We start from the raw sequence: 18,277 nt of genomic DNA, 5'->3' as shown, positions 1-18,277 counted from the left end.
TTCCTGTACCTGTCAGTCCCCGGCGTTACGCCAGGGACTGACGGTTCAGAGCCGGATGCCCAAAAGGGCGTCGACGGCGTCCTTTACCAGGTGCTGGTCTGCAGGGCTGGCGGCAGCGCCGGCGTCGTTCGCCTGCCGTGCCCAGCTCGAGACCGCTGCAACGGCAGCGGGGGCGTCCAGGTCGGCGGCAAGGGCTGCCCGCATCTCCACGATCAGCGGTTCCGCGGAGCCTTCGGGGGCGTGGTCCAGCGCACGGCGCCATGACGCCAGGTCTGACTTCGCGGCAGCGAATCCTTCGTCCGTCCAGGACCAGTCCGAACGGTAGTGGTGGCCAAGGATGGCGAGACGGATGGCTGCCGGGTCCTCCCCCGCGGCGCGCAGCTTCGACACCAGCACCAGGTTGCCCTTGGACTTGCTCATCTTTTCGCCGTCCAGCCCCACCATTCCGGCGTGCGCGTAATGCCTTGCAAGCGGGACTCCGGCCAGTGAAAACGCGTGGCCGGCACCCATTTCGTGATGCGGGAAGATCAGGTCCGACCCGCCGCCCTGGACGGTAAACGGTGAGGGCAGGTACTTCTGCGCAATGACCGTGCACTCGATATGCCAACCGGGCCGGCCGGCTCCCAAGCTGCCGCCGGGCCAGCTGGGTTCGCCTTCCCGCGCCACCCGCCACAGCAGCGGGTCCAGCGCCTGGCGCTTTCCGGAGCGGCCGGGATCACCGCCACGTTCGGCGAAGAGCTCCAGCATTTCACTTTCGGCGAGGCCGGAAATGGATCCCAGGGACCAGGCATCCGGTGACGCGGACTGCTTGCCTGCAGCCTCGACGTCGTAATAGACATCCCCGTCCGGCTCGCCGTTGGTGCCCTGCACCTTGTAAGCCAGCCCCAGGCTGACCAGCCGCTCTACCTCGGGCACGATCAGGGAAATGGACTCGACGGCGCCGACGTAGTGGTCCGGCGCGAGGACGTTGAGCGCTTCCATGTCCGTCTGGAAAAGCTCAATCTGGCTTGCTGCCAGATCCCGCCAGTCCACGCCGGTGGCCGTGGCGCGTTCCAGCAGCGGATCATCCACGTCCGTCACGTTCTGGACATAGGACACCTCGTGGCCGGCATCGCGCCAAACGCGGTTGAGGAGGTCGAACGCCACGTAGCTCGCGGCGTGGCCCATGTGCGTGGCGTCGTAGGGCGTGATGCCGCAAACGTACATGGAGGGCCGGCCATCTGTTTCCAGGGCCACCTCGCGGCCCACAGCGGTATCGAACAACCGGATGGCCGGCACGCTGCCGGGCACGTCGGGAACAGGGCGGGAGATCCAGGATTTCACACGCCAAGCCTAGTGCTAGGCGCTGATGACATTGAAACCGAGAAGGAGGTACAGGGCCAGGCCCAGGAAGATCCGGTACCAGACGAACAGGCGGTAGCTCCGGGTGGAGACGAACTTCAGGAACCAGCCGATGATGACGTAGCCCACCACGAGGGCGATCACGGTGGCCAGGGCTGTTTCGGGAAGTCCGTAGGGGCCGGTGATGCCCTCCTTGGACACGGTCTTGTAGAGCTGGAACAGCCCGCTGCCGAACACCGCGGGAATGGCCAGCAGGAACGAGTACCGTGCCGCTGCTTCACGGGTGTAGCCCATCAGGAGGCCCGCTGTGATAGTGCCGCCGGACCTGGACACGCCGGGGATGAGCGCCATCGCCTGGGCAAGGCCGTAGAGGATGCCGTGCTTGTAGGTCAGCCGGCTGAGGTCCCGTTCCTGCTTGCCCACTGCGTCCGCAACGGCAAGGAACAGGCCGAACACGATCAGCATAGTGGCCACAATCCACATGCTGCGGAGCACCGACTCGATCTGGTCCTGGAACAGCAGGCCCAGCACCACGATGGGCAGGCTGCCCAGGATGACAAGCCAGCCCATCCTGGCGTCAGGGTCCTGCCTGGAGACTTTTCCGGAGAGGGAGCCGGCCCATGCCTTCACGATCCGGACGATGTCCCGCCAGAAATAGATCAAGACCGCGGTTTCGGTACCCAGCTGGGTGATGGCGGTGAAAGCGGCACCGGGGTCGGCGGCGTTCGGCAGGAACTGCCCCACAATCCGCAGATGGGCGCTTGATGAAATCGGTAGAAATTCGGTCAGTCCCTGCACAAGGCCCAGCAGGGCCGCCTCAATCCAGTTCACGCTAAGACCCTACGGCATGGGCAGTGCTGGTTCTGCCCGTAAGCTTGCTGCTATGCAGCAGCGTTACGTCGGCAACAGTGGATTGCGAGTTTCCGCCCTATCCCTAGGAACCATGTCCTGGGCCGGCGAGACCGACGAACAGGACGCCGCGGAGCTGCTGCGCACCTTCCTGAACGCCGGCGGACGGCATGTCGATACGGCAGCCTCGTACGCCGACGGGCGGTCGGAAGCCATGGTTGGGTCGATGCTGGGCGACGTGGTTGCCCGCACCGAAATTTCCATTTCCACCAAGGCGGGAATGACGACGCCGGATGGCCGGCGGGGTGTGGACACGTCACGGAACGCAATGCTCACCGGCCTGGAGGCCAGCCTGGCCAGGCTGGGCACCGACTACGTGGACATCTGGTTTGCGCAGGCCTGGGATGGCAACGTGCCGCTGGACGAAACGCTGTCCGCGCTGGAGTTCGCCGTTCGGACTGGAAGGGCCCGGTACGCAGGGGTCTCGAACTTCAACGGCTGGCAGACGGCCAAGGCCGCGGCCATCGCAGGGTTTCCCCTGGTGGCGGCCCAGGCCGAGTACTCATTCCTGCAGCGGCAGCCGGAAGCCGAACTGATTCCGGCAATTGAGGATGCAGGCCTGGGCCTGATGGCGTGGGGACCCCTTGGCCGCGGGGTGTTGACCGGAAAGTACCGGGGCAGCATTCCTGCCGGTTCACGGGGAGCGTCCGCCACGGAGGCCGGGTATGTGGAGCCCTATCTTGACGGGAAAGCGTCCAGGACAGTCGAGGCCGTGTGCATGGCGGCCAAGGGTCTGGGCCGGACGCCGCAGGACGTGGCGCTGAGCTGGCTGCTATCCCAGCACGGTGTCGCCACGGCGATAGTTGGCCCGCGCACGCCTGCGCAGCTCAAGGAAATCGTGGATGCCCAGCTGACGCCCCTGCCGCCGGAGATAGCCTGCGCCCTGGAAGACGCATCAGCGCTCCTTTAGGGCTCTAGCTGCCCAGCCGGCCCGCAGCGCTGCCCTGTGTTCAGAGGTTCCGGTCCTCGACAATTTCGAGGTCTTCGTCGTCCACGTCGCTTTCCTCTTCCTCGTCATCTTCGTCGTCAAAGACCTGAAGCGGCGTGACCTCGTTGTAGGCCTCGTAGAGTGCGTCCTCGTAGACTTCAAAAGCATCGGCTACTGCGAAAAACGCCGCCTCGACGGAGGGGTCACCATCTCCGCGGCGGTTGGATGCTGCTATAAGGTGTTCTTCCAAAGCGGTGGTCAAGGACTGAAGCGCGACACGCGGATCGATGCTCATGCCTTCACGTTAGCCGGAAAAGGACGAAAATGGAGAGCAAATGAAGGAACAATTTCTCACCAGCTCGGTCCAGCGGGAACGGGACTATGCGAAGCAGTACGAGTACCTTGTACTGACGGTCAGCCCTGTCGATTCACTGCACGAAGCCAGGCGCCGGCTGGTGGAACACTCCGAATACGGCAAGTGGGAACTGGAGCGCAGCAAGCTGTACGTCGGGGGCGGCAGGCGGTTCTGGCTCCGGCGCCGTGTGCTGCAGGTCCAGCGGACCGTCTAATCCTCGAGGGGCCCCAGCCAGGCGGTGGCCACTGTGTTGTGGGCCGATTCGTCGTCGGACGGATGGAACATCCCGGCCAGAACGTCCCGGTAGAGCCGTTCGAGCTCTGATCCTCGAAAATAGCTTGATCCGCCGCTGACGCGGATGGCGAGGTCTACAACGCGGCGTGCGGTCTCCGTGGCGTTGACCTTAAGGCCTACGAGTTTCGGGAACCACTGCGGACCGTGATCAGCGAGGGCGTCGACGTCAGCCGTAACTGAGGCCAGTTGCGGGTACAGGTTGTCCATCGCCATCGCGGCCTCCGCCACCTTCCAGCGGATGTCCGGATCCTGCGCGTAGCTCCGTCCAGCGTTCTTAAAGGAAGTCCGGCGCTTGACGGTTTCGACGCCGACTTCCAGCGCCCGCTCCCCCACTCCCGTGTAAACGGCGGCGAGCAGCGTCTCGAAGCACGCGAAGATGGCAAAAATCAGGGGATCGCGGTTGGGCCCGACGGGTAGCTTGCGGAAGATCCGGTTTTCGGGGACGTGGACGCCCTCAAGGACCGTGGTGTTGGACTGGCTGGCGCGCATTCCGAGGGTGTCCCAATCGTCGAGAATGCTGTAGCCGGCTGTTTCGCACGTGATGAAGCCGTGGACCAGTTCCCCGTCACCTTCCCTTGCGGACGGGTCTTTTCCGAAGATGCCCAGCCTGGTCCATGCCGGCGACAGGCTGGTGAAGATTTTTGTGCCGGTGAAGGTGTAGCCGCCGCCGGGTTGCGGCTCAGCCACCGTGCGGGAGTCGAACAGGACTGAATCGTTGCCTGCTTCAGAGTTGCCGAAGGCGAAGACCTCGCCCTGGGAGGCTTCCTGAAGGACAAAGTCCAGGGAGTTGTCCCCTCTTGCCTGAAGGACGTGCGCGACGCCGGTCCACACCAGGTGCATGTTGACCGCCAGGGCGGTGGCGGGGGCAGCCGTTGCCAGCCTCCGCTGGCACTGTGCCGCCGCTTCCAGCCCAAGGCCCTTCCCGCCGTCGGCCGCTGGGACAAAAAGCTTCAGGTAACCTGCCTCCGCAAGTTCCTGCAGGTCCTCGTGAAAAAATGCGTTGTCCCTGTCGTATCCGGCGGCCCTGGCACGGATCCGTTCCAAGAGGGCGTCCGGCAGGACTTCTTCCGGGGTCATGCGGGCCTGCTCAGTAGTTGGTGAGCAGGGTGTTGAGCACCCTGGCGCCGAACTTGAGGGAGTCTGCGGGAACGCGCTCGTCCACGCCGTGGAACATCCCGGTGAAGTCCAGCTCATCCGGGAGCATCAGGGGTGCGAAACCGTAACCGGTGATGCCCAGCCTGCTGAGCGACTTGTTGTCCGTGCCGCCCGACAGTGTGTAAGGCAGCACTTTGGCGCCGGGATCCTCGGAATGCAGGGCGTCGATCATGGAATCCACCAGATTGCCGGCGAAGGGCACTTCGAGGGAGACATCGTTGTGGACGTAGCTCACGTCCACGCCCGTTCCGGCCAGCTCCCGGACGATTTCCAGGACGTGCTCCTGCTGGCCGGGCAACGTGCGGCAGTCGATGAGCGCCTCAGCGGACTCGGGGATGACATTGTGCTTGTAGCCGCCCTTCACGAGCGTGGGGTTGGTGGTGTTCTGCAGGGTTGCGCCCACGAAACGTGCCACGGTCCCCAGCTGGTTCAGCAGGAGGTCGGGATTGTCGGCGTCGAACTCAACGCCCGTGAGTTCCGTCACGCCGTCCAGGAACTGCCTGGTGGTGGGCGTTAGTGCGATGGGCCACTTGTATTCGCCGATGCGGGTCACTGCGGCCGCGAGCCGGGTCACGGCGTTATCGGTGTTGATCTGTGAGCCGTGGCCTGCCCTCCCATGGGCTACCAGGCGCAGCCAGGAGATGCCCTTTTCGGCGGTCTGCAGCAGGTAGGTGCGCTGACCTCCGATGGTTGCCGAAAACCCGCCCACTTCCGAGATGGCTTCGGTTGCACCCTCAAAGAGCTCCGGGCGCTTGTCCACGGCGTAGCGGGCACCATACGCGCCGCCTGCCTCCTCGTCCGCGAAGAAAGCAAAGATGATGTCCCTCTTGGGCTTTTTGCCCGTGCGGGCAAAGCTTCGCAGGACGGCGAGGATCATGGCGTCCATGTCCTTCATGTCGACGGCGCCGCGGCCCCAGATGAGCCCGTCCTTCAGTTCGGCTCCGAACGGGTCCACCGACCACTGGTCGCGAAGGGCAGGAACCACGTCCAGGTGGCCGTGCACCACCAGGGCGCTGGCGGAAGGATCCTCGCCGGCCATCCGAGTAACCACGTTGGCCCGCCCTGGCGCTGACTCAAAGATCTCAGCCTCCATACCGACTTCCTCGATGAGCCCTGCGGCGTACTCTGCCGCAGCCCGCTCCCCCGGACCGGACCCGTCGCCAAAGTTCGACGTATCTATCCGGATGAGTTCCTGGCAGATACGGACAACTTCATCCTCGGGCAGGACGTCAGGCATTGAGAGCTCCTCACTGGGGAATGACGGGATTGCAGCGCTGGATTGCTGCCCTCAGCCTACCCACTTGGCCCGATTCGATGTTTCGGGAAAAGTCGTGTTAGAGTTTTTCTCGCTGCTTCGGAGAAACCCGAAACGCTGAAAGGCGGAAACGGTTCCCGAAATACCACCTGCGCGGGTGGCGGAATGGCAGACGCGCTAGCTTGAGGTGCTAGTCCTCGAAAGGGGGTGGGGGTTCAAGTCCCCCTCCGCGCACAAACGGAAGCCCCGGAAAATCACTGATTTTCCGGGGCTTCTTTGTGTCTCCAAGCACGCGAGCCCGCGTCTCTAGCCACGAGACCGCAAGGGGGTGCCACGCATACGCGGCAAATACCGGGCCACCAAGCTTCGCAAGCTGCGGGGCTCCCCGAAGGCTGGCATTTCCGGCGCCGTTGACATCAACCTTCTGGAACTGGGCCAGGAACGCCCGGGTCAGCCCGGAACACCCCGATATGATTCCAATCATGTCTAATCAGGACAAGCAGTTCCGCAGGCCGGACGGCACGCCATATGACCCGAGCCCCTTCAACGTGCGCCAATACGAGAAGCAGTACGGTCCCGGCGGAGTCCCTGACGGATATTCAATGGGCGCCATCACACCGCTCCAGGACCCGACCACAATCAGGGTGGCGGCCTGCTTCCTTGCTCTCATCGGCAGCGGAATGCTCACAATGGGCTTCTACTGCTTCACCCTGCCTGACGAATCGTGGACTGGTATCTGGAGCAGCATCCTCGGGCTCGCAACCTTCGTCATGGTCTGGTGGGCCTTTGTTATCGCCAGCCGCCGGCAGCGCTGGCTGCATGCCCAGAAGGCTAAGACGGGTCAGGAGCCCTGATGGAGTACTTGGTGGGCTTCGGCTGCCTATTGGCGGCCATGGTGGTCTTGCGAGTCCTGAACGCTTACTGGCAGGGAAAGCACCGCCGAACCCGTCCGCCGCGGCACCAGGGCGAGCCGCAGTCCCAGCGTGGCCGTGTCTACAAGGACCCTCCGTCCACCAATCACAACGCGGACCCATACAGCGGCTGGCACTAGCCGAACGCCCGTGTCCAAAGCCTGAGAGGCCTCAGCGCTGACGAGCTCCGGGCGCAGATGAAGGAGACAGTCTCTCTAGAGAAGGTGCACATGAAGGAATGGCTCGACTCCCGCGACTGTTGCATCATCTCCCGGGCCGGTTGCCGGACGGCCCGGACGAGGACCCCATCCCTGCAACCGGCTGGGCCGGACTGAATTAATGAGGCCCCAACAGGAACTGTGGCACGCGCAGCCAGACTTCCGGCTCCGACGGCTAATCGGCGGACACAAGAAAGCCCCGGACCAATCGGTCCGGGGCCTACTCATCACCGCTCGATGGTGACGCTGAGATCCAGGTGGATGTCGTCGGTGGCGAGGCGGCCCTCCAGGAATCGGGCAAGGCTTTCGTCAGTCGCGGTGTGTGCGCCCTTAGGGACAGCGCCGCGGAAAACCGCCTGGTTGTTCGTGGACCGGAGTACGTCCAGGGGCACCCGCGGGAGGTGCCCGTTGTTCAGCCGCTCGATGTCGGTACGGAAGGTGCGTCGGTGGTCGGCGCGGGCCGAAGCGCGCATGGTGAATGGAATGAAAGCGCTGGGCAAGAGGTCCTTTCGTGGGTCAGCCAACCGAAGGCCAGACCCATTGAAGACAAGCCCCTTTCCGCCAGCGCTATTCCCCCCACAGCCCCGCTGAGTCGAGTATCACGGGGACGTTCTCACTGGAACCCATGCCTCGAAGCTACTGCCCGGGAGCAGCGAGCCGATGGGATGCTCCGGCAATCTCGTTGCGCGCGTCTGGGTTTGGTGCACTGTCCCCCACTGTCATCTTTTCCGGGCAAACTGCAGTGTGCGCAGCGCCCTAGTGATGGAACGTTCATCAGTTGGTCGGCCACGGCCTGACGTGCACGATGATGACTTGGGTGTGCTTGGAACCGTCGTACCGGAGGTCGTAGGTGATTTGGAGCCCTGTTGAGGTGCCAGGCTGGATGGCGAAGTCGCTCTTGTCCCCCGGGCGGTTGGAAATCGATTCGATCCACCCTTCGGCCGACTCCTTGTTGATGCCGTAGCGGTCCACGCCTTCGCGTATCAGGGCAACGTACCCATCCAATGACTGGGCCGTTAGGAAGTAGGTAACCTCGGTGAACTCGGAGCGGGTGTTCATGCCGTTCAGGCGAAGCCGGTCGGTCTTAGCGGTCACGGTCCCGCTCGGGCCCAGAATCTCCAGGTTCATTACGCCGTCCCGTATCAGGACGTCAGGAGCCTCGCTGCTGCCATCCTCCAGGCCGACACTTGCCTTGGTCAGCCCCCCGGAGGACATATCGAGGCGCGCTTCCTTGGAGGCCTTGATCTGGGCGATGCCGGCTGCGTCCAGGCGGGCGTAGCCGTCACCGGGAATTGCCGTGGCAGTACCCCTGAGGTTCTCACCGCCATAGGGCACGACGCAGCCGGTCAGCAGCAGTGGTGCGGCGATCAGTACGGCGGCAAGGCTTTTCATAGGTCCCCCAAGGATGATCGGGCGGCCGTTTCAGGCTACCTGCGCGGCCGGCCAGAGCTAACCTATCGCAGGCGGGAGTCGGAGTCAGTCTTGTCGCCGAGGCAGGCCGCTTCAATCAGCCCGTTCTCTGCCGGGACATCGGAGCCGCCAACCCCTTGCTCTTTCGCAGTAATCTGCGGTGCCAGAGCCATAGGAGAAGCCACAGACCCAGGACCGGGATGTGAATTGCGGACCAGGTGGCCGAACTGATCAGGGCCTCTTCAGCATCAGGGCGTGACGTGATCTCACCGCTTAGGTACATGGGCATTAGCGAGAAAACGTGTTGCACGTACATGAAGGTGATGAACACCAGCAAGACCAGGCCGAGCTCAAGAGGAATCTTGAGGACCAACAGAAGTTTCCTGCGATGCCATAGGGCAGTTGCAGTTTGAGGACCGCCAGCGCCTCTCGACATCTTCTTCTCCCGCGCCCGCATGGTTAATGGCAACGGCCAAGACTGCGCCCTGGAGGACCATCAGTCTTCCAGCGCTGCAGCGGCGAGGGACCGCTCGGGCTCCAGACGCAGGTCTTGGCGGACTAGGCTACGCGGTCCCCTGCCTCCCTCGCCAGGGGTCAGTACACTGAAATTATTGCTGTGCTTACAACTGTTCCGGGCTGACACGGGGCCCGCGGTAGCGGCTTCCTACGTGCGTTTGGAGTGCACTCAGTAGAAGGAAATGAGCTCGACGAGTTCCCCGACTCTGTCCTCCGGGTAGTTGCGGGCGATGTCTGCCTGGGTGAGAATGCCGACCAGATCATGGCCGTCAATGACTGGCAGCCGGCGCACCTGATGCTCCTGCATTGTGCTGATCGCTTCTTCAATGGAATCGTCCGCACCGATGGTGACAGGCTTGCCCTGGCCAAAATCGCCTGCCTTTGCCGTACGGGGATCGCCGCCTTCCGCGAAGCACTTGATGACGATGTCCCGGTCCGTAATCATGCCCTTGAGCCGGTTGTCCTCGCCGCAAATCGGCAGTGCACCGACGTTCAGGTCTTTCATCTTCCGCGCCGCTGCTTCCAGAGTTTCATTTTCACCGATGCATTCAACGCCGCCGGTCATAATTTCACGTGCTGTGGTCATGGCAATCTCCTTGGGTTCCGCCCGAGCGGGCGTTAGAAGTTCCCCGGTCCCGGGGTCCTATGACTTCGTCGCCCTGCGTCAGGTAATTTGCCGCCAGATCCGATGAAGTCCCTGAATTTCCGCAGGTCCGCCCTGACCTGCGCGCCAGCAATAATCAGCTTTGGCACGGATCTCCGATAGGTTCCTCCTGTCCTGGCTGGACGGCCCCGTAACGTGGACCGGAAGCAGTGGGTTGCCCGGAATGCTTCAGTCTAAGTCGATGCGCGCCGTCCTGACAGACCGGGTTTCATCCGACCTTGCGCCGAGGACCCTGCCCACTTCGAACGGCAAGGGCACCAATCGCGCTGACGCCGTTTTCAGTAGAGGATGCGCTGGTAGAGGTTATGGTCCTGCCACGTGCCGGCAATTTTCAGGTAAGCCGGCGCCACTCCTATCCATTCGAAGCCGGCACGTTGGAGGATCTTTTGTGAGGCCGCATTGTGCAGGAGGGTTGCCGCCTGGATGCGGTGCAAGCCCATCTTGTTCTTTGCATAAGCGAGCACATGGGTCAGTGCAGCCGAGCCGATTCCTCGCCCGGAGTACTCGTGGTCTACCCAATAGCCAACGTTGGCGCTGCAAAAAGGTCCGAGCACAATTCCTGTCAGCGTTATGGCACCGATAATGCGGTCCACATCGAGAATCACCCACGGTACTTCAGACCCGGCCGCGTAGGAGACCAAACGCGTTTCTGTAATTTTGTTCTGCCCGGCCACAGTAAAAAAATCCTCGGGGCGTGCTGGCTCCCAGGGAGTGAGGTACTCCCTGTTCCGCAGATAGGCGTCTTTCATTTTCCGGGCGTCACTGGAGCGCGATATCCGGATCTCTATGCCGTCGATCAAGATGTTCCTGGATGAGGTCACTTCGAGACTCTACCTTTACTCCCAGGGCTCCCATCCGGGCCTCATAGGTGATGAACTCCCTACCGGTAGATGCGAAGTGGGAGCGAGCCATTCGGCCCTGCTCTCACTCCGGTGGCTTAGCGGGTTCCACGAAGGGCGAGACCCTGCCCCACTGACAGAGGTGGCGGTGACGCGTGCCAGGGTGGAACATGACCCTCATGGACTTTGGAAAGGGTAAGGAGACGGGCCACGTGGTCCTGCTGGGCGATTCCATCTTCGACAACGCTGCGTACGTGGACGGCGGCCCCGACGTCATCAGCCAGCTGCGCCAGGAACTGCCGGGCTGGAAATGCTCGCTCCTGGCCATCGACGGGGACGTCATCACCGGTGTCGCCCGCCAGCTCCGCGACCTCCCCCGGGACGCCACCCACCTGGTGGTGAGCGTTGGTGGAAACGATGCCCTCGGCTATGCGCCGTTGTTGCAGGAGCGTCCCGGCTCCGTTGCCGAGGCCCTGCTCATGCTTGACGCCGGAAGGGACAGGTTCGACGCCGACTACCGGGCCATGCTGCCCGGCGTCCTGGCTCAGGGCCTGCCCGCGGCGGTATGCACCATCTACGACACTCCCCCATCGGAACCGAACCAGAAAATCGTCAGGGCAGCATTGTCCCTCTTCAACGATTCGATTACTCGGGCAGCCTTTTCCAGCGGCACGCCAGTGATCGACCTGAGGCTGATCTGCAGCGAAGACGCCGACTACGCCAATCCCATAGAACCTTCAACGCAGGGTGGCCGGAAAATTGCGCGCGCCATTGCCACCCTGGTCCGGGCCGGCCACCCCAACCCCCACTCGGTGGTGATCGCCGGTGCGGCCCGGTCCAAATCTGCTCCCCAACCACATGGGGTGGGGTAAGCAGACGATGCCATCCGCCCTGGGTGCAGGCTAACGGGTGTGCGCGTGCCTTCTGTGGCCCAGCAGCCGGGAGCCGGGCGCAACCGGGCGGTACTGGACGCGGCGTTGCCGCTCCCGGTCCGCCCTGCGCTCCTGGCGCCGTGCCTTCCTCTCCAGCCGGTCGATCCCGGACAAGATGGCGAAGGTGCCCACGACCCACACGAACGCCATCGTCAATACCAAGGCAATTTCGATCTCAGTGCCCATGGCATTATTTTAGGACTTTCCGGCGTCCGGCAGGAGGCCTGGCCGCCCCCGGCTTGACGTGCCTGGGCAGCCCTAGAAAACGCCCAGCCCCCGGACTGCAGCCAGAACATCCGGTACGGTGATGGCCAACAGCGCCGGGTCCGGCTCGGCCGCGAAAGTGTCCCCCCGCCGCAGCTCAGCGCGGGTCAGGACGATGTGCGGACCCGGGGGCGGACCCCAGATCTCGGGCGGAGCGGGCCCGAACAACACCACAGATGGCGTTCCATACGCGGAAGCCAGGTGCGCAGCCCCCGTATCGGCGGAGACCACCAGGCGGGCCGCCGCGATGGTCGCGGCGAACTCCGCCAGGCCAAGCCGTCCCGCCAACACTGCATCCTCCGCAAGCCCTGACCGAAGGCACACGTCAAGGGCCCGGTCCCTCTCGCCGCTGCCACCGGTGAAGACAACATTGTGCCCAGCCGAGTCAAGCGCTGCGGCAACAGCTGCGAACCGCTCAGCTGGCCATAGCCGGCTGCCATAGGCGGCCCCCACATGCAGGACGGTGGCATCCGGTACGGGGCTGGGCACATGCGGAGTATTCAGGTGGATATCCAGGGGGTCGGCCTCGATGCCGTGCCATGCCAGGAGGCTGACCCAGCGTTCCCTCTCATGCAGCTCGGCCCGCCACGGCGGCCCGTCGCGGTACTGGCTCCGGTGGCCAATGGTGTGCCGGGCCTGCAACGCCTCAATCCTGCCCTGGCTTTCCGGCCCGCTGCCGTGCAGGTTCACTGCCACGTCCACGACGCCGGGTTCCATGGCCAGCGGCTCGTCCAGGCCGTGCGTGGGCAGAAGTTCATAACCGCCCACGAGCCCCAGCGCCTCAGAAAGCCAGCCTTGCGCCGCGTACCTCAGCCGGTGATCCGGGAACTCACGCCGGAGCGCCTTCAGGGCCGGCACTGCGACCAGCAGGTCCCCAAGCTTCAACGCCCGAAGGACCAGAAGCTCCGGTTTCCCGTCGTGCGGCTCGTTGACTTCCCCCACCGCGATGCTTTCCGTCGCGCTCATGCCAGCTGCCTGGTCACTTCGGTGGCCGCCAGACTGCGGACATCCTCGTGGACATCCCGCGCCGCAATGCCGGCCACCACCGAATCGTCGTGGGAGCAGCGCGGGGCCGTCCAGCCCACTTGGGTCACGTCTATTCCGCAGGTGGGGCAAGCGGTCACCCAGGAAGCATGGATCCGGTGCAGGCTCCGGCCCAGTGCACCGGCATTGATAACGTTGCCGGCCCAGAAGATACCGACGGTGGGAACCCCCAGGGCCTGGGCGAGATGGCGCGGGCCGCTGTCATTTCCGACGACCACCGCCGCACGGGCCAGCAGCGCCACCAAGCCTGCCATGTCCAGTTCGCCGGCTACCGAACGTACCTGGCCCGAGGCGGCCAGTTCGACGATCCGCCCGGCAAGTTCCTTCTCGCTCTCATCGCCCACAACCACCACCTGGAAGCCGTCCCCGGCGCAGGCGACGGCAAGTTCAGCAAACCGCTCCGCTGGCCAACGACGGCGGGGATCCGTAGCGCCGGGATGCATCACCACCAAAGGCTGGCTATCGTCGTCGGCCGCCTGGGGAGAGGGGCGCAGTCCCTCCGCCGGGGCCAACCGTGCTTCGAGATCCACCGGGAACGCACCGGCGAACCCGGCCACCTCCAGGGCCCTTAGCGGTTCATGCTGGTAATAGAGGTAGGGCACAGTGCGCTCCAGGCTTGCTGCGTCAGGCGTGCGCGTCCCTACCGTGTGGCGGGCGCCGAGCCGGAGCAGGAAGGGATTGGAATACCGCCCGCCACCGTGAACCTGGACCGCCAGATCGAAGCGGCGTGCCCGCATCTCCTCAAAAAACCGCTCTAGGTCATCCTCGTCCTCGACTCCGGGCCGGACACCCTCGGAAAAGGGAAGGACCTGAACCTCATCCACCGGGCTCTTCGTCGCGGCGATCAAAGCCTTGTGCGCAGGGGTGCCGAGGAGGGTTATGGAGGCCTGGGGGTATGCCGCTTTCAATGCGGCAATGGCGGGAATAGCGAAAATGAGGTCGCCGAGGCCCCCGCCGCGCAATACGGCTATCCTTGATACCGACTCAAACTTTTCCAGGATTGGACCAACGCCAGTGCCGGTCCGCCCGGCGCCCCCGAATTCTGCAGTGAGCTGCTCCACATATACCCCTTCAGATAGTGCGGAGACCGCAGCGTTCGCGGCGACCTCCCCTGCCCGTACAGCCACAGTAGGGTGATGAACCTTGAGGCCGCTTCCTTAAACCTCTACCCAAACGGCGGTCAATATACTCCGGCTATTGGGGAATACCCGGATGATGCTGTACGTTTCATACGCGACAGACGAACCAAAGAAAAGAGAAGCACCTAAAGTGGCAACCGATTACGACGAACTGCGTTCCGACGTCAAGGAATCGCAGGACAACTCTCTCGAGCAGCTCCAGTCAGCCAATGCTCCCGACGCGCGCAGCGTTGTCCTGGAGCTGGACGAAGCTGACGGCCTCGACGGCGCGGGCGTACCCGGCGGCGAGTTTGTCGCTGAGGAGCTCGTAGTACAGGTCATCCCCCAGGCCGAGGACGAATTCACCTGCTACTCCTGCTTCCTGGTCCGCCACCGCTCGCAGATTGCGCGCCAAAAGGACGGCCACAGCTACTGCACGGAGTGCGAAGGCTAAATCAGGAAGTCAGGCGGGACGGCCCCATTCAGCCGCCCCCACTGAGCAAAGGCACGCCCACTATCGAGTGGGCGTGCCTTTCCGCTTTAAGCGAGCTTTTGGCGCACCAGCTGGCTGACTTCCTTGCCATCGAAACGCCCTGCCACCTTCGCCGTCACGGGCTTCATCACTTCGCCCATCTGCCGCGGCGTCAGTTCGCGCCCTTCGGCGCGGAGCCCGTCGAGGACCTCGTCCACAATTGCCTCCACCTCCTGCAGGGACAGGGGCTTTGGCAGGTAAGACTCGATCACCTCGGCTTCAGCAATTTCCGCCGCCGCCCGCTCCGGCTGTCCGGCTTCCGCGTAGATGCCGGCCGTGTCCCGGCGCTTTGCTGCTTCCTTCTGAAGCAGGGACGTCACCTGGGCGTCATCAAGCTGCACGGGTGTCTTCCCCGATTTCTCACGGGTTTCAATCTCGCCCAGGACGTTCCGGACAGTGGTCAGCGCAGTCTTATTGCGCTCCTTCATATGGATGACGACGTCGGCCTGCAGCCGTTCCTTCAAAGATGACACGTTTCCTCTGTTCCTGTGTTTTTTCTGTCATTGGGACCGGGCGCCGCAGGGCGCCGCGGCAGCGTCCACCCATCCCTAGTACCGTAGGTGCTTATGGCCGAAAATGACCACTCATGCCCGGGCAGCATTCGGTGAATCTTGCCAAGGACCCTTGGAACACGTTCAACAGTTCCTTCAGCCGCACCGATCTTCCCGTCATTACATTCACTGAGCTGATGCTCGCCCTGGGCATAGTGACTGCCCTGTCGATCCCCCGCCAGTCCTGGAAGTACGTGGGCCTGCTCGCAACAGCCACCCACGAGCTGGGACATGCCTTCGCAGCCGTCACGAGCGGCCAGCGGCTCTCAGGGATACGGCTTCGGTTGGACCATTCAGGCACCACCACCACGTACAGCCGGAGCAAACTCGCCACCGTGTGGTCCTGTTTCTGGGGGTATCCCGTCCCGGCCGTCGTCGGCGCCGCGTTCGTGTGGTGCGGCTTCACCGGGTGGGGCCCTGCCGCCCTGGCCGCCAGCACGGTAGCCCTCGCAGCCACCCTGCTCTTCCTCCGGAACCCCGCGGGGTTCCTCATCACCGCCGCTACGATAGGCGGCAACATAGCCCTTATTTTCCTGGTGCCGGACGGTTTCGTGGGCCATGTGTCCGTCATCCTGGGCCTGGTACTGCTGGTGGGTGCTGTACGGGACCTCATAAAGCTCATGCATGTGCACCTGCGGCGCAGGGACCGGCTTGCCAGTTCGGACGCGTACCTCCTGTACCGTACGACGGCGATTCCCTCCGTTGTGTGGATCCTCCTGTTTACGGTCCTCGTGGGCGGGTCCTGGCTGGTCGCCTGGCAGCCTATCTCCGCAGTCCTGCCGGCGGGCGTTTAGGGTGGTTTCATGAGCCAGGAAACGGAAAGCACCCAACAGGTGGAAAGCGGCCGTACCGCAGAGCACAGCACGCGCGGCGCCTACGTAACCGGTGGCGCGGAGTTCAACCGCGACACCAACTACATCGAGGACCGGATCACCGCAGACGGCAGGCCGGGGCTTAACGGGGAGCCCGGTTGGCCAGCGGAGCCGGGACGGTACCGCCTGATCGCCGCCAGGGCGTGCCCGTGGGCAAACCGGACGGTTATTGTCCGCCGCCTGCTGGGGCTGGAGGATGCCATTTCGCTCGGACAGCCCGGCCCCACGCATGACGCGCGGTCCTGGACTTTCGACCTGGATCCGGGCGGCGTTGACCCGGTCCTGGGCATCGAACGCCTGCAGGAGGCGTACTTCAAGCGGTTTCCGAACTACCCGCGGGGCATTACCGTGCCGGCGATTGTTGAGGTGGCCAGCGGCGCGGTGGTCACCAACAACTTTCCGCAGATCACACTCGACTTCTCGACGGAATGGACGAAGTTCCATCGGCCCGGCGCACCCCAGCTGTACCCCGAGCATCTCCGGGAGGAGATCGACGAGGTCAACAAGCGGGTTTTCACCGAAGTCAACAACGGGGTCTACCGCTGCGGCTTCGCCGGCTCCCAGGAGGCGTACGACGCCGCTTATGCGAGGCTTTGGTCCGCCATGGACTGGCTGGAAGAGAGGCTCTCCAGGCAGCGGTACCTGGTAGGCGACACCATCACGGAAGCCGACGTAAGGCTTTTCACTACCCTGGCACGATTCGACGCCGTGTACCACGGCCACTTCAAATGCAACCGCCAGAAACTCAGCGAGATGCCTGCCCTCTGGGGCTACGCGCGCGACCTCTTCCAGACTCCCGGGTTCGGCGACACCACCGACTTCGTGCAGATCAAGCAGCACTACTACATCGTGCACGAGGACATCAATCCCACCGGCATCGTCCCTGCCGGCCCTGCACTGGATGGTTGGCTTGACGCCCACGGGCGCGAGTCCTTGGGTGGCCGGCCCTTCGGGGATGGGACCCCGCCGGGGTCGGTGAAGGCCGGGGAAGAAGTTGCGCCGGGACACGGGGCGAACTCCTGAAGGAAAGCGCTTTCTGGCTAAACTGGCCGGATGCAGACAACTCAACGCCACGTAGCGCCCGGCTACGAAAATGTCCTGGAGCTCTTCGAATCATTCCTGGCGAAGGACCCGCAGTACAGTGCGCAGCTGGCGGCTTACGATCACGGGAAGCAGGTGGTGGCACTCGCAGGTGGACCGGACATGGACGAAGGTACGATAACGGGCGCATACTCCTGCTCGAAGGGAGTCGCAGCCATGGTGGTCGCACTCCTGGTCCAGGACGGGCTGCTTGACCTTGACGCCAGGATTGCCCACTACTGGCCGGAGTTTGCCGTCCATGGCAAGGACCGGCTGCTGGTACGGGAAGCCCTGTCCCACCAGGCGGGAATCATGGGGGTGGAAGGCGGTTTCGCCCTGGACGAGTTCACTACCCCTAGTGCTGCCGCCCGCCTCGCCGCGGCCCGCCCAGCCTGGCGGCCTGGCCGCCAGTTCGGCTACCACGCCCTGACCATCGGGATCATCATGGAAGAGCTGTGCCGCCGCGCGGCGGGAGAATCGCTGCAGGACATCTATGACCGCCGGATCCGGACGGCACTGGACATCGATTTCTACCTTGGCCTGCCGGAGGAGTTGGAGCCCCGTTACCGGGACGTCCTGTACACCATCGATCCGCAACAGCCATGGGTCGATCCGCTCAGCCTGGACGGGCTGAACAGCAACGCACCCGTCAGCACCATCATGGAGCTCCCCAACGTCCGCGGTGTCCGCCGGGCAGGCATGTCGGCGGCCGGCGGGGTGGGATCTGCTGAGGGCCTGGCCCGGCTTTATGCCGCAGCCACCACCGGAGTCAACGGCGGGGAAGGATTCCTGGCTCCCGGGACGGTGGAGTTGATGTCCCAGGAACAGGTGTGGGGCCTGGACCGTTCCTCCGGCCTGGACAACGCTTTCGCCGTGGTTTTTATGAAGCCGCATCCCTCCCGGAACTTCGGCAGCCACCGCGCTTTCGGCCACGAAGGTGCCAACGCTGCCCTCGGGTTCGCGGACCCCGCCTACGGCTTGGGATTCGGCTACATCCCACGGCGGGCGGAGGACGGACGCACCCCTGGGAAGGCGCACCAATTGGCCGCAGCCGTGCGCCGTTCAGCGGCGGCTTTGTCCTAAAAGTTC

At 63.9% G+C, this 18,277-nt stretch carries 21 protein-coding genes and 1 tRNA gene; 9 read left to right on the top strand and 13 right to left on the bottom strand.

Annotated features, from left to right (window positions below; genetic code table 11):
* Nucleotides 1-45: 45 nt before the first annotated feature.
* Entirely contained in the window at nucleotides 46-1,323 is a 1,278-nt protein-coding gene (gene mshC, locus G6R19_RS07215) for a cysteine--1-D-myo-inosityl 2-amino-2-deoxy-alpha-D-glucopyranoside ligase (protein ID WP_163163726.1), read from the bottom strand.
* Between the two features lie 15 nt (nucleotides 1,324-1,338).
* Entirely contained in the window at nucleotides 1,339-2,172 is an 834-nt protein-coding gene (locus G6R19_RS07210; protein ID WP_163163724.1) for an undecaprenyl-diphosphate phosphatase, read from the bottom strand.
* Between the two features lie 52 nt (nucleotides 2,173-2,224).
* On the opposite strand from G6R19_RS07210, the gene G6R19_RS07205 reads away from it, so the two are divergent.
* Nucleotides 2,225-3,160, top strand: coding sequence for an aldo/keto reductase (locus G6R19_RS07205; RefSeq protein WP_163163722.1), 936 nt, complete (start codon nucleotides 2,225-2,227; stop codon nucleotides 3,158-3,160).
* A gap of 40 nt (nucleotides 3,161-3,200) precedes the next feature.
* Here G6R19_RS07205 and G6R19_RS07200 read toward each other — a convergent pair whose 3' ends face one another.
* Nucleotides 3,201-3,473: a hypothetical protein gene (locus G6R19_RS07200; RefSeq protein WP_163163721.1), complete on the bottom strand. Its 273-nt coding sequence runs from the start codon at nucleotides 3,471-3,473 to the stop codon at nucleotides 3,201-3,203.
* A gap of 40 nt (nucleotides 3,474-3,513) precedes the next feature.
* On the opposite strand from G6R19_RS07200, the gene G6R19_RS07195 reads away from it, so the two are divergent.
* Nucleotides 3,514-3,747 (top strand): DUF5703 family protein, encoded by a 234-nt coding sequence (locus G6R19_RS07195; RefSeq protein WP_163163719.1) that lies wholly within the window; start codon nucleotides 3,514-3,516, stop codon nucleotides 3,745-3,747.
* On the opposite strand, the gene G6R19_RS07190 is transcribed toward G6R19_RS07195, so the two are convergent.
* Entirely contained in the window at nucleotides 3,744-4,904 is a 1,161-nt protein-coding gene (locus G6R19_RS07190; protein WP_163163717.1) for an acyl-CoA dehydrogenase family protein, read from the bottom strand. The genes G6R19_RS07195 and G6R19_RS07190 overlap by 4 nt on opposite strands.
* A 10-nt stretch (nucleotides 4,905-4,914) precedes the next feature.
* The gene (locus G6R19_RS07185) at nucleotides 4,915-6,219 is read right to left on the bottom strand and encodes a M20/M25/M40 family metallo-hydrolase (protein ID WP_163163715.1); all 1,305 of its coding nucleotides are present in this window, start codon (nucleotides 6,217-6,219) and stop codon (nucleotides 4,915-4,917) included.
* 169 nt (nucleotides 6,220-6,388) lie between these two features.
* Here G6R19_RS07185 and G6R19_RS07180 point away from each other — a divergent pair.
* Both G6R19_RS07180 and G6R19_RS07175 read left to right on the top strand, forming a co-directional pair.
* A tRNA-Leu gene (locus G6R19_RS07180) sits at nucleotides 6,389-6,471 on the top strand.
* 248 nt (nucleotides 6,472-6,719) lie between these two features.
* On the top strand, nucleotides 6,720-7,091 hold the full coding sequence (locus G6R19_RS07175; RefSeq protein ID WP_163163713.1) for a hypothetical protein: 372 nt from the start codon (nucleotides 6,720-6,722) through the stop codon (nucleotides 7,089-7,091).
* Between the two features lie 502 nt (nucleotides 7,092-7,593).
* Here the strand turns inward: G6R19_RS07175 and G6R19_RS07170 are convergent.
* From G6R19_RS07170 to G6R19_RS07155, 4 genes are all read right to left on the bottom strand, one after another.
* The gene (locus G6R19_RS07170; RefSeq protein ID WP_163163711.1) at nucleotides 7,594-7,866 is read right to left on the bottom strand and encodes a hypothetical protein; all 273 of its coding nucleotides are present in this window, start codon (nucleotides 7,864-7,866) and stop codon (nucleotides 7,594-7,596) included.
* Between the two features lie 274 nt (nucleotides 7,867-8,140).
* Nucleotides 8,141-8,758: a hypothetical protein gene (locus G6R19_RS07165; protein WP_163163709.1), complete on the bottom strand. Its 618-nt coding sequence runs from the start codon at nucleotides 8,756-8,758 to the stop codon at nucleotides 8,141-8,143.
* Nucleotides 8,759-9,461: 703 nt separating this feature from the next.
* A complete protein-coding gene (locus G6R19_RS07160) occupies nucleotides 9,462-9,878 on the bottom strand; it encodes a CBS domain-containing protein (RefSeq protein WP_163163707.1) in 417 nt (138 codons plus the stop codon).
* A gap of 356 nt (nucleotides 9,879-10,234) precedes the next feature.
* Entirely contained in the window at nucleotides 10,235-10,756 is a 522-nt protein-coding gene (locus G6R19_RS07155; RefSeq protein WP_240341789.1) for a GNAT family N-acetyltransferase, read from the bottom strand.
* Between the two features lie 218 nt (nucleotides 10,757-10,974).
* Between G6R19_RS07155 and G6R19_RS07150 the strand changes: the two genes are divergently transcribed.
* Complete coding sequence (locus G6R19_RS07150) at nucleotides 10,975-11,667, top strand: SGNH/GDSL hydrolase family protein (protein WP_163163705.1); 693 nt, start codon at nucleotides 10,975-10,977, stop codon at nucleotides 11,665-11,667.
* Between the two features lie 30 nt (nucleotides 11,668-11,697).
* Here G6R19_RS07150 and G6R19_RS07145 read toward each other — a convergent pair whose 3' ends face one another.
* The 3 genes from G6R19_RS07145 to G6R19_RS07135 form a co-directional block, all read right to left on the bottom strand.
* Nucleotides 11,698-11,913: a hypothetical protein gene (locus G6R19_RS07145; protein WP_163163703.1), complete on the bottom strand. Its 216-nt coding sequence runs from the start codon at nucleotides 11,911-11,913 to the stop codon at nucleotides 11,698-11,700.
* Nucleotides 11,914-11,985: 72 nt separating this feature from the next.
* On the bottom strand, nucleotides 11,986-12,957 hold the full coding sequence (locus G6R19_RS07140) for a glycosyltransferase family 9 protein (protein WP_163163701.1): 972 nt from the start codon (nucleotides 12,955-12,957) through the stop codon (nucleotides 11,986-11,988).
* Nucleotides 12,954-14,096 carry a glycosyltransferase family 9 protein gene (locus G6R19_RS07135; RefSeq protein WP_163163699.1) on the bottom strand — a complete coding sequence of 381 codons (1,143 nt, stop codon included), beginning with the start codon at nucleotides 14,094-14,096 and terminating at the stop codon, nucleotides 12,954-12,956. Before G6R19_RS07135 ends, G6R19_RS07140 begins: the two co-directional genes overlap by 4 nt.
* A 208-nt stretch (nucleotides 14,097-14,304) precedes the next feature.
* On the opposite strand from G6R19_RS07135, the gene G6R19_RS07130 reads away from it, so the two are divergent.
* Entirely contained in the window at nucleotides 14,305-14,607 is a 303-nt protein-coding gene (locus tag G6R19_RS07130; RefSeq protein ID WP_066275770.1) for a DUF4193 domain-containing protein, read from the top strand.
* A gap of 86 nt (nucleotides 14,608-14,693) precedes the next feature.
* Here the strand turns inward: G6R19_RS07130 and G6R19_RS07125 are convergent, their stop codons facing one another.
* Entirely contained in the window at nucleotides 14,694-15,158 is a 465-nt protein-coding gene (locus G6R19_RS07125; RefSeq protein WP_163163697.1) for a GatB/YqeY domain-containing protein, read from the bottom strand.
* 113 nt (nucleotides 15,159-15,271) lie between these two features.
* Between G6R19_RS07125 and G6R19_RS07120 the strand changes: the two genes are divergently transcribed.
* From G6R19_RS07120 to G6R19_RS07110, 3 genes are read left to right on the top strand one after another with little or no spacing between them, the layout of a single operon-like run.
* Nucleotides 15,272-16,030, top strand: a complete 759-nt coding sequence (locus tag G6R19_RS07120) for a M50 family metallopeptidase (protein ID WP_163163695.1) — start codon at nucleotides 15,272-15,274, stop codon at nucleotides 16,028-16,030.
* A gap of 9 nt (nucleotides 16,031-16,039) precedes the next feature.
* Complete coding sequence (locus G6R19_RS07115) at nucleotides 16,040-17,131, top strand: glutathione S-transferase family protein (protein WP_163163693.1); 1,092 nt, start codon at nucleotides 16,040-16,042, stop codon at nucleotides 17,129-17,131.
* A gap of 30 nt (nucleotides 17,132-17,161) precedes the next feature.
* The gene (locus G6R19_RS07110; protein ID WP_163163691.1) at nucleotides 17,162-18,271 is read left to right on the top strand and encodes a serine hydrolase domain-containing protein; all 1,110 of its coding nucleotides are present in this window, start codon (nucleotides 17,162-17,164) and stop codon (nucleotides 18,269-18,271) included.
* Nucleotides 18,272-18,277 lie beyond the last annotated feature (6 nt).

The sequence above is a fragment of the Arthrobacter sp. Alg241-R88 genome, from assembly GCF_900537115.1.
Taxonomy (GTDB): Bacteria; Actinomycetota; Actinomycetes; order Actinomycetales; family Micrococcaceae; genus Arthrobacter.
The sequence above is the reverse complement of the archived record's forward strand: the minus strand, read 5'-3'. Positions and strand labels throughout refer to the sequence as shown.